Origin of the sequence: Candidatus Synechococcus spongiarum, assembly GCF_900047545.1 — a bacterium.
GTDB lineage: Bacteria > Cyanobacteriota > Cyanobacteriia > PCC-6307 > Cyanobiaceae > Synechococcus_B > Synechococcus_B spongiarum_C.
In genome coordinates, this window is record NZ_FITM01000081.1 from 1 (window position 1) to 9,700 (window position 9,700).

Sequence of the window (9,700 nt, forward strand, 5' to 3'; positions counted from 1 at the left end):
CTTATCGCTATAACAACTTTTTCTTCTTTAACCCCTACCTTCCCTTTTTTCGAGGTGCCCAATAGATATTGCATAATGTATGAGTTAAATCCAGATTATTGTAAAATCATAAGAAAGAGGATAAATGCGCCCTGAACAATGAGTCTATTCGAGAGCATAAGCTGATAGTTTCCCATCAACAACCTATCAACTTCATATACGTAAATCTCTTACCCACGATCCCAGCTACCATGCTCAGCATCGTATCCACAGTATCCAATTCCCTCAACAGGGTGTCTAAGTTGAGACGCTCAGCGTCGCTGCGGCCGTGTCACCACTGGATGGGGGTATCCAATTCCCTCAACAGGGTGTCTAAGTTGAGACCCTTAAGACTTCACTGGTGGACAGGTTGAGAACCTAATGTATATAAGCCCCATTTAAATGGGCAAGAAGATTGGGGCTGCCGGATGCTTGTGGCCTTGATGTCCACATCGAGATCTGGGATGTTGATGCCGCTGGCCGAGTTGCCTTTAAAAACACAACCTCACCCCATCACCACCGCCTGCCCCTGTAACTCCCTCACCTTCTGCCGTGCCCAGCCATCCACCTGCAACACCAACTCCAGATCCGGTGCCCCGTGCCAATCTGGACGGTGCTGGTCACAGGCCTGTTCAATGAGGCGGGGAATGTCCAGAAAATGGATGCGCTCCTCCAGGAACAGGGCCACGGCCTGTTCGTTGGCGGCGTTCAGGACGGCAGGCATGGTGCCTCCTTGCCGGCCAGCGGCATAGGCCAGATCCATGCAGGGATATTTTTGGGCATCCGGCGACTGGAAATCCAGTTGACCGATAGCCGCCAGATCCAGACGGTGCCAGGGGGTGGGCAACCGTTGGGGCCAGCTCAGGGCATAGAGGAGGGGGAGGCGCATGTCCGGCCATCCCAATTGGGCCAGGACGGAACTGTCCGCCAGCTCCACCAGGGAATGGATGATACTTTGAGGGTGGATCACGATCTCGATATGGTCAAACCCCAGGCCGAATAGATAATGGGCCTCGATCACCTCCAGCCCTTTGTTCATCAAGGTGGCGGAGTCCACCGTGATCTTGCGGCCCATGGACCAGTTGGGATGCTGGACGGCATCGGCCACGGTCACCTTCTGCAACGCCTCCGCCTCCCAGTCACGGAAGGCACCCCCAGAGGCGGTCAAAAGAATCCGCCGCAGCCCTGGCGTGGGCACCCCGGTGGACAGTTGGGCGTGATGGGGCTGGGGGGTGCCCTGTAGACATTGAAAGATGGCGGAGTGTTCGGAATCCGCCGGCAGGAGGCGGCTGCCGCTGCGCTGCAGGGCAGGCAGCACCACCGGTCCCGCCGCAATGAGGGTTTCCTTGTTGGCCAGGGCCACGTCCTTGCCGGCTTCAATGGCCGCCAGAGTGGGCAGGAGTCCTGCACAGCCCACAATGCCGGTCACCACAAGCTGGGCGGTGGGCCAGGCTGCCACTGCCGCCACCCCCTCGGCCCCTGCCAGCAACTCCGGTTGCGGGTGCAGATCACTGAGGTGTTGCCGCAGGCTGGGCAAAAATTCCGCGGCTGCCAGGGCCACGGCCTGGGGGCGGTGCTGGCGCACCTGCTGCTCCAGCAACTCCAGGTTGCGGCCGGCACTCAAGGCCACTATCCTGAACTGTTCGGGGAATTCCGCCGCAATTTGCAGGGTCTGGGTGCCGATGGACCCCGTTGAGCCCAGAACACTCACGGACTTGGTGGACATGGGCCAGGCTCACTACCTCCTTAGTGTCCCACCTCAGTGGACACCACCGGCTAGGCCAGTCCGGCCCGGCCCGCCACCAAGCCCAGAAGCAGGAGGCTGCCCAATTTCACCTGAGCGGCAAAGCGCAGGCCATAGAAACGGGCTGGGGGATTGCGGCGCCGCCACAGCACCACCACTTCACGCCTCATCCCCCACGCTGCCACCAGCCAGAACAGCCACCACCAGGCCCGTACCCCCGCCATGGCTGCCGCTACACCCAAGCATGCTATGGTGAGACCGTAGCAACAGCCCACCACCGGCACCACCCAGGACCCCAGGCTGCGGACACTGCTGTGGATGCCAAGGCGACGGTCATCTGCTTGATCCGCCATGGCGTAGACCGTGTCAAACCCGAAGCTCCACAACACCGTGGCCAGCCAGGCGAGCCAGGGCACCAGGCTGCCCGTCAGTGTTCCCCGCACAGCAGCCCAGGGAATCAGCACCGCAAATCCCCACGTGCAGGCCAGGACCAGTTGAGGATAGGGGAACACCCGCTTGGCACCCGGGTAGAGCAGGATGGGCGCCAGCGCCAGAACTGCCAGCGCCAGGCAGAGCGTCTGATGGGGAAGCGTCAGGGCTACAGCCAGGCTAAGCGTGAGCAGGACCAGCAACAGCACCACCGCCACCGGGCCCCCCAGAGCGCCACTGGCCAGGGGACGCTGACGGGTGCGCTGCACCTGGCGGTCAATGGAGTGATCCCAGAGATCGTTGACAATGCAGCCCGCCCCACTGATCCCAAGGCCCCCCACCAGAATCTGGAGCACCAGCAGCGGCGGCGGTTGGGGCGCGGCCAGCCACATGGCCCAGCCGGCGGGAATGAGGAGAATCAAGCGGCCACTGGGCTTATCCCAGCGCAGCAGGGCCATGACACTTGTCATGGGATTGGCCGTGGTAGGAGCAGGCTTCATAGGCAGACCAACCACCGCTGCCACCCCGTGGACGCGGAACTCGGGATCCACTCTATGGACCTGCGCGGCGCTGAGGGTGAGAGAATCAAATCCTCAGCCCAGTCCAGGAGCCACCCTGACAGACCATGGCTAGCAACGGAACATTGAAGGCAGCGCCACCGGCGCCCCAGGAGGTGCGGGTTGCAGCCATTGATATTGGCACCAACTCCATCCACATGGTGCTGGCGGTGGTGAACCAGCAGTTGCGCAGCTTTTCCTTGTTGATCACGGAGAAAACCTCCGTTCGTCTGGGAGAGCGGGATCCGGAGACGGGGAACCTCACCGCTGAAGCCCTGGAGCGGGCCGTGTTGGCCTTGAACCATTACCGGCAACTGGCGGAGAGCCATGGGGTCCACGCTGTGATCGCTGTGGCCACCAGCGCAGTGCGGGAAGCGGGTAACGGGCGGGACTTTCTGGCCATGGTGGAGCGGAAGTTGGGCCTCCAGGTGGATCTAGTGGATGGACGGGAAGAAGCGCGACTGATTTACCTGGGCGTGCTCTCGGCCATGGACTTTGCCGGTGCGCCCCACCTGATTCTGGACATTGGCGGGGGATCCACAGAGTTGATTCTTGCCGATCACCATGACACCCGATCCCTCAGCAGCTTGCGGGTGGGGGCCGTGCGGCTGGCCCAGGATTTTGGCGTCCATGGCCCGTCAACAGCCGAACGGGTTCAGTTCCTCAAGACCTTCATCCAGGGGATGCTGGAGCCCGCCGTGGTCAAGGTGCAGCAACGCCTTGCGGTGGGCGAGTCACCCGTGCTGGTCTGCACCAGTGGCACCGCCATGGCCGTTGGCCGCCTGTTGGCCCTCCGCCTCGGCACAACCGCCCAGAACCTCAACGGCCTGCGCTTTGGCCGCGGCCACGTGCAGGAGTTGATGAAGGAACTGGTGAATCTGGATGCGGGGCAGCGGCGCCAATTGCCCGGTCTGAGTGAACGGCGCGCCGACATCATCGTGACGGGTGGGCTGATCCTGGAAACCGCCATGGAACTGCTGAACGTCCAGGAGATGGTGCTCTGCAAGCGGGCCCTGCGGGAAGGGCTGATTGTCAACTGGATGCTGCGCCACAACTTGATTGTGGACCGTTTCAGCTACCAGAGTGACGTTCGTCGGCGCACCATCCTTCACCAGGCCCATAAGTACGGCGTGGACCGTGAGCGGGCCGAACGGGTAGCCCGTCATGCCCTCATCCTTTTTGACGCCTGCCGCCCTGATCTGGATCCCGTAGCAACCGAGGCGCGAGAATTGCTGTGGGGCGCTGCCATGCTCCATGCCTGCGGCAGGCACATCAGCAGCGTGGGGGGGTACCACAAGCACAGTTGGTACCTGGTGCGCCACTGCACCCTCCTGGGATATTCCGAGGCGGAACACCTGATCCTGGCGGCCCTGGTGCGGTATCACCGTCGCAGTCCGCCCAAGAAACGGCATGAAGCCTGGCTCTCCCTGCAGGATGCCAGCCAGCAGCGTTGTGTCCAGCAGTTGAGTCCACTGCTGCGCATTGCGGTGGCCCTGGATTGCCGTCCCCAGACTGTCGTTGAGCGCCTGGACGTGGTGCTCACAGCCAAAACCATGACCATTCAACTCACACCCTTCCCTGGCACCAACGTGAGTCTGGAATGTTGGAGCCTGGATAACTGTCGCGCCGAGATTGAGCCCACTCTTGGCCGCACCCTCCGTGTGGACGTGTTGAAGGCCCTGGTCACGGCTGCGTCAGGCTGATTCAGGGATGACTAGGGCGCTTCTGGTGCAGGCGCAGCAGGATCCAGAGGGGGAGCGGCTTCCAGCGGGGTAGGGGCCACCTGGTCGGAAACGGGGCCGGGTATCAGCTCGATCCAACCGTCCGCCTGGGGCTGGAGCAAGGGTTGAGGAGGTTGTCCCGGTTGCTGCCAGCGCACCAGGCCGGGACGGCCCACACGAACACGCACACCAGCCGTGGCGGGCAAATCCACACTGGTGAAGGGCTCGGGAATGCTCTCGAACAGGAGAGCCCCAAAGGCGTTTTCGATACGAATCCAACTGGAGCGGTCATCGTCCACGTCGGCCATGAAGAGGAATCGCACAGTCCCCGACTCCAATTGCTCCGGTTCCGACTCCGGTTCTTCAAGAAGTCCATCCGGAGACACCAGTAGTGTATCAGGGATGTCAGGGATGTCAGGGATGGGCTGCCGCTGGATTGCAAGGGTATCCGAAGCCTGATCCTGTGTCTCTGTTCCTGTTTCCACCTCTTCTACCTCGGTATCGGGGGTGACCAGCCTTGAGCGTATGGCGAGCCAAAGTTCATTGTTAAACAGCACCGCACCAACAAGGGCCAAGCCCATGCCACAACCCACCAGAATCATGACTCCGTCGCTTTTACCTGCGCCCTGATCTCTGTCGGCGCGTCTCTTTTGTTGTGGAGCTGCCATCACCTTAGGCTTGGGCGGCTCACGGCTCTGCCTTCGAGATTTAGGGGGGGAGGAGTCGTGCCCCTGGACAGGATCTCCGGCCCAGGGTTGCGACTGGTGGGCTTGCGGCTGTCTTTCTCGCTCCTGAAAGGCCTTGCAGGCCTGGATCATGGGCTCGGGGTCCACGTCCACCGCCATGGCCACCTTGCGGTACATGCTGATGACGTAGGGGATCTCCGGGAGCATGCCGTGCTCACCAGCCTCCAGCGCACGGATGAAGTGGGTTGGTAGAAATAACTTTTTAGACAGTTGCTTCTGGGACCATCCCTTCGTCTGACGGCCAGCCAGTAACTGCTGGCCGTAGGTCTTCAACTCAAAACCTTCCGGGAACCGCATGGTCAACAGGCTGTAACCAGAGCCATCATGGTAGCCGGGTCAGTGCTCACTGACTGACCCTCGACCGTCTTTCTTTCTTTCAATCCTTGGCGGGAATCTTGCCGCGGGTGAGGCAGCGAAGCTTGCGCAGAGCCTTGATCTCCACCTGCCGCACCCGTTCACGGGAAACCTCCAGCATGCGCCCGGTGTCAGCCAAGGTGTACCGCCGCTTGCCGTCCAGACCAAAGCGCAACTTGAGCACCTTGCGCTCCTGCTCGCTCAATGTTTCCAGGCAGCGGCCCAGTTCCTCGTAGTGAAGACGTTGCTCCACCAGTTCCAGGGGTTGCGCCGTGGTGAGGTCGGCCACCAAGTCCGTGAGCTGGCCCCGGTCCTCTTCACTGCCCATGGGGGTATCCAGGCTGGAGGTGGTAAGGGCTTGGCGCATGAGGCTGTCCACTTCCTCCACCGACATTTTGAGAGCAAGCGCCACCTCGGACCGGCTGGGCATGGCACCGTGCTTCTGCGCCAGATCCGTGGTGACCTTACTGATGGCAGAGAGTCGTTCTCCCAGGTAGAGGGGCAGGCGGATGGTGCGGGACTGGCAGGCGATGGACCGGGTCATGCTTTGGCGAATCCACCAGAAGGCGTAGGTGGAAAACTTGTAGCCACGGGTGGGGTCAAATTTCTCCACGGCTCGCTCCAGACCCAGAGAGCCTTCCTGGATCAGGTCAAGCAGGTCCATGCCCTTGCCCTGATACTTCTTCGCGATGCTCACCACCAAGCGCAAATTGGCCTTCATCATCCGCTGCTTGGCCCGTTGGCCAATGCGGAGATACCGCCGTTCCTGGCAACTCAACTCTCGCTCCTGGCACAGTGCCTGCAGCGTTACCATCTTCTGCACCCGATTGCCCAACTCGATTTCTTCAGCTGGACTCAGCAGAGGGATGCGTCCAATGGAAGAAAGATACCAACTGATGGAATCGGAACCAGCCTGTCGCTTGGGCCGATTCTCAATTGAAGCGGACGACACCATGGAGGACACCACGGACACACGGAATTACTGACGAAAATCTTCCTTGATTAATCACAATTTTTACTGCGCTTTCCTTAATGCTTCAGGTTGATGCGTGGAAACGCACACATATGTGGCTAAGTCAGGGGAATTTTTAATTTATCCCTTCTGTGGGCCCTGGTGGCGAAGGCGCTCAGCCACCATTGGGGGAGAGGGATGGGTCCAACCCTCTCGCACCAGTTGCCGGGCAGCGTGTACATGGTCCAGGGCTGCCCTCGCCAATTGGCCATGATCCAGTTGTCCGGCAGCAGCGGCCATGGCGCCTCGGCCAGCGGCAAAGCCCGCCAGCACGTCCCCCAAGCCGGCCCTGGCTGCGGTGGGAACCCCCTCCAACAACTGCCAACAGCGCCCATCCGCAGCGGCAACGGCTGTGCGTGGACCCTTGAGCAATACCGTAATTCCGGCCGCCCGGGCGGCAGCCGCGGCCCGCTCCAGACGGTCCCCATGGCAGTAGGTGGGGAAGAGGCGGTCAAATTCCCGGATGTGGGGGGTGATCCAGGTGGGTCCACGGCGCCCCCGCAGCCATGCCACCGCCTCACCTTCCGGCGTGGCGGCCAGCCGGTTCAGCCCATCGGCATCCAGCACCAGCAGTCCGGTAAACTTCTGCAGGGGCTCCCAGGCGTGGGCCACAAAGGGGGCAACATCCATGCCCGGCCCCAGCAGAACGGCGTCATGGCGACCCAGCTCAGGGAGTTGGCGCCACACCAGCGGCCCAGATTGCAGCGGTGGGGACAGATCCGCCGTGCCATTCAGCACGTGGGGATAGCGGTCACTCACCCGCCGCGCCACCTCCGGCGCCATGCAGATGGTGACGGCGCCGGCACCGCTGGCATCGGCCCCTGCCGCAGCCAGCACGGCGGCGCCTGGATAGCGTTGGCTGCCGGCCAGTAGCAAGAGCCTGCCCCGGCCGTACTTATCCGCGGCAGACGGCGGCACGGGCCATGGCGCCGTGGCGCGATCCCCTGTGGTCAGGCCGCACGGGAGGGGACCCTGCTCCCGAACCAGGTCCAGGGCCCAGTTGGGTATGCCAAAGTCCACACGCTCCAGTTGGCCCACCACGGCCAAGGCTGTGGCCTGCACCAGGCCCCGTTTGTAGAGGCCTAGACAAAAGGTGCGCCGGCTATGGAAACAAGCCCCCAGCGGTTGACCATGGCGGTCGTCCAGGCCGCTGGGCACGTCCACGGCCCAGATGCACTGACCAGCCAACCGCGCTTCGCGGGCCAAGTCCGCTATTGGCCCAGGCAAAGGTCGGGACTGACCCAGGCCGAACAGGGAATCAATCCATAACTGGCCCTGGCCCGGGGTGGGCGCCTCCGACAAGCGGGGCACACCCAACTTCTCCAGGTACTGGAGATGGTCGGCAGTGAGGGGCTTGTGGCGGGCAAACGGGCTCCAAACCGTCACCTCCCAGCCCGCCACGTGCAGTTCCCTGGCCACCACGGCCCCGTCCCCGCCGTTGTGGCCAGGCCCGATCAGGACCACCACGGCCCGGTTGCGCCCCCAGCCCGCATCAGCAGTGCCCAACAACTCCTGCACCCGGCGGCTGATGGCCAGGGCCGCCTTTTCCATCAGGGCAGCCTGGGGCATGCCCGCATTGAACATGGCCTGCTCAACAGCCTGCAGCTGCCGGGGATACACCAACAGGTGGGCGGCATCCGCAGCTGGCCATTGGGCGGGCCAATGATGGGCAGGCCAGTGATCCATGGGCGACCAACGCCAGAATCAGACCATCATGGGATAGGTTTCCCCAGCCCCAGCCATGACCAGGACCATGGGGTTCACCCCCCCCACCCCAGTAACCAGAAACCCTGCCGCCACCGAAGGGGGCCGCCGCACCCTGGAGTTGTTGCGGCAATGGCCTGGGGAGCACCGTGTTGCCGTGGGGCTGTCCGGTGGTGTGGACAGTTCTCTCACCGCTGCCCTGCTGCACGAAGCCCAATGGACCGTCACCGGCGTGACCCTCTGGCTCATGAAGGGGCGCGGAGCCTGCTGCTCCGACGGGCTGGTGGATGCGGCCGGCATCTGCGAACAACTGGGGGTGCCCCATCACATCTTGGATGCTCGCCAGACCTTCCAACAGGAGGTGGTGGATGTTCTGGTGGAGGGTTATGGCCAGGGCATGACCCCCCTCCCCTGCTCCCGCTGTAACCGCCACGTGAAGATGGCCATGCTGCTGCAGTGGGCGGAGCGGGAAATGGGCATCACACGCCTGGCCACCGGTCACTATGCCCGCCTGCGCCGTCACCCTGGCAGTGGCCGCATGGAACTGCTACGGGGGCGGGATCGCCAGAAGGATCAAAGCTATTTCCTCTATGACCTGCTCCAGGAGCAGTTGGAGCAGCTGGTGTTCCCCCTGGGAGAGCTGAGGAAGGCGGAAACCCGCGCTGAAGCCCACCGTCATGGCCTGCGCACCGCCGCCAAGCCGGAAAGCCAGGACCTCTGCCTGGTGGAGCACCACGGCTCCATGGCGGCTTTTCTGGAAACCCACTTGCCGCCCCGGCCCGGGAAGATCGTGCTGAGGGACGGCACCGTGGTGGGCTCCCACGGTGGTGTGCAGCACTTCACCATTGGCCAGCGCCGTGGTCTGGGGGTGGCGTGGCCTGAGCCCCTCCACGTGGTGCGGTTGGATGGAGCCATGAACCGTGTGGTGGTGGCGCCCCGCAGCGAGGCCATGGACAGGGATTGCACCGTGGCCGCCATCAACTGGGTGTCCATCCCGCCAGCGGTGGCGCCCATGGAGGTGCAGGTGCAGGTGCGCTACCGCAGCGAACCTGTCACCGCCCAACTCGTTCCCAACGGCGCCACCCAGGCCAGGCTGGTGTTCGAGACGCCCCAGTTTTCCATTACCCCCGGCCAAGCGGCAGTGTTTTATGCGGAAGATGTGCTACTGGGGGGCGGGCTCATCACCCGTGCAATGGACTAAGCTGAGAACCGTGATGGATTGATCGGGGCGTAGCGCAGCTTGGTAGCGCGCTTGCTTTGGGAGCAAGATGTCGCAGGTTCAAATCCTGTCGCCCCGATTCTGTCCACACAAGGGATGACCACGATCACCAGCCAACCCCCATGTCAAGCTCAAGCCGGATGCCGTGGTCCGCTGTCGGACCCGCCGTTATCTGGTGGAAGACGTGCAAGCTCCC

7 protein-coding genes, 1 tRNA gene and 1 pseudogene are annotated in these 9,700 nt (G+C 62.7%); 3 read left to right on the plus strand and 6 right to left on the minus strand.

Annotated elements, in window-relative coordinates; genetic code table 11:
• Positions 1-373: 373 nt before the first annotated feature.
• The 3 genes and pseudogenes from FLM9_RS08840 to FLM9_RS03225 all read right to left on the minus strand — a co-directional run.
• A pseudogene (locus FLM9_RS08840) lies at positions 374-499 on the minus strand (hypothetical protein); the annotation flags it as partial.
• A gap of 24 nt (positions 500-523) precedes the next feature.
• On the minus strand, positions 524-1,744 hold the full coding sequence (locus tag FLM9_RS03220; RefSeq protein WP_074457235.1) for a 1-deoxy-D-xylulose-5-phosphate reductoisomerase: 1,221 nt from the start codon (positions 1,742-1,744) through the stop codon (positions 524-526).
• A 50-nt stretch (positions 1,745-1,794) separates the two neighbouring features.
• Positions 1,795-2,661, minus strand: a complete 867-nt coding sequence (locus FLM9_RS03225; RefSeq protein WP_102135464.1) for a 4-hydroxybenzoate polyprenyltransferase — start codon at positions 2,659-2,661, stop codon at positions 1,795-1,797.
• 155 nt (positions 2,662-2,816) lie between these two features.
• On the opposite strand from FLM9_RS03225, the gene FLM9_RS03230 reads away from it, so the two are divergent.
• Positions 2,817-4,451 carry a Ppx/GppA phosphatase family protein gene (locus FLM9_RS03230; RefSeq protein ID WP_074457236.1) on the plus strand — a complete coding sequence of 545 codons (1,635 nt, stop codon included), beginning with the start codon at positions 2,817-2,819 and terminating at the stop codon, positions 4,449-4,451.
• Positions 4,452-4,462: 11 nt separating this feature from the next.
• Here FLM9_RS03230 and FLM9_RS03235 read toward each other — a convergent pair whose 3' ends face one another.
• The 3 genes from FLM9_RS03235 to FLM9_RS03245 all read right to left on the minus strand — a co-directional run bounded on the left by FLM9_RS03235 (position 4,463) and on the right by FLM9_RS03245 (position 8,267).
• Positions 4,463-5,512: a helix-turn-helix domain-containing protein gene (locus FLM9_RS03235; RefSeq protein ID WP_074457237.1), complete on the minus strand. Its 1,050-nt coding sequence runs from the start codon at positions 5,510-5,512 to the stop codon at positions 4,463-4,465.
• A gap of 79 nt (positions 5,513-5,591) precedes the next feature.
• Positions 5,592-6,524 carry a sigma-70 family RNA polymerase sigma factor gene (locus FLM9_RS03240; protein ID WP_074457240.1) on the minus strand — a complete coding sequence of 311 codons (933 nt, stop codon included), beginning with the start codon at positions 6,522-6,524 and terminating at the stop codon, positions 5,592-5,594.
• Between the two features lie 138 nt (positions 6,525-6,662).
• Complete coding sequence (locus FLM9_RS03245; RefSeq protein WP_074457238.1) at positions 6,663-8,267, minus strand: bifunctional ADP-dependent NAD(P)H-hydrate dehydratase/NAD(P)H-hydrate epimerase; 1,605 nt, start codon at positions 8,265-8,267, stop codon at positions 6,663-6,665.
• A gap of 55 nt (positions 8,268-8,322) precedes the next feature.
• Between FLM9_RS03245 and mnmA the strand changes: the two genes are divergently transcribed.
• Together mnmA and FLM9_RS03255 are read left to right on the plus strand one after the other, a co-directional pair.
• Positions 8,323-9,486 carry a tRNA 2-thiouridine(34) synthase MnmA gene (gene mnmA, locus FLM9_RS03250; RefSeq protein WP_257242985.1) on the plus strand — a complete coding sequence of 388 codons (1,164 nt, stop codon included), beginning with the start codon at positions 8,323-8,325 and terminating at the stop codon, positions 9,484-9,486.
• Positions 9,487-9,509: 23 nt separating this feature from the next.
• Positions 9,510-9,583 (plus strand) — tRNA-Pro (locus FLM9_RS03255).
• Positions 9,584-9,700 lie beyond the last annotated feature (117 nt).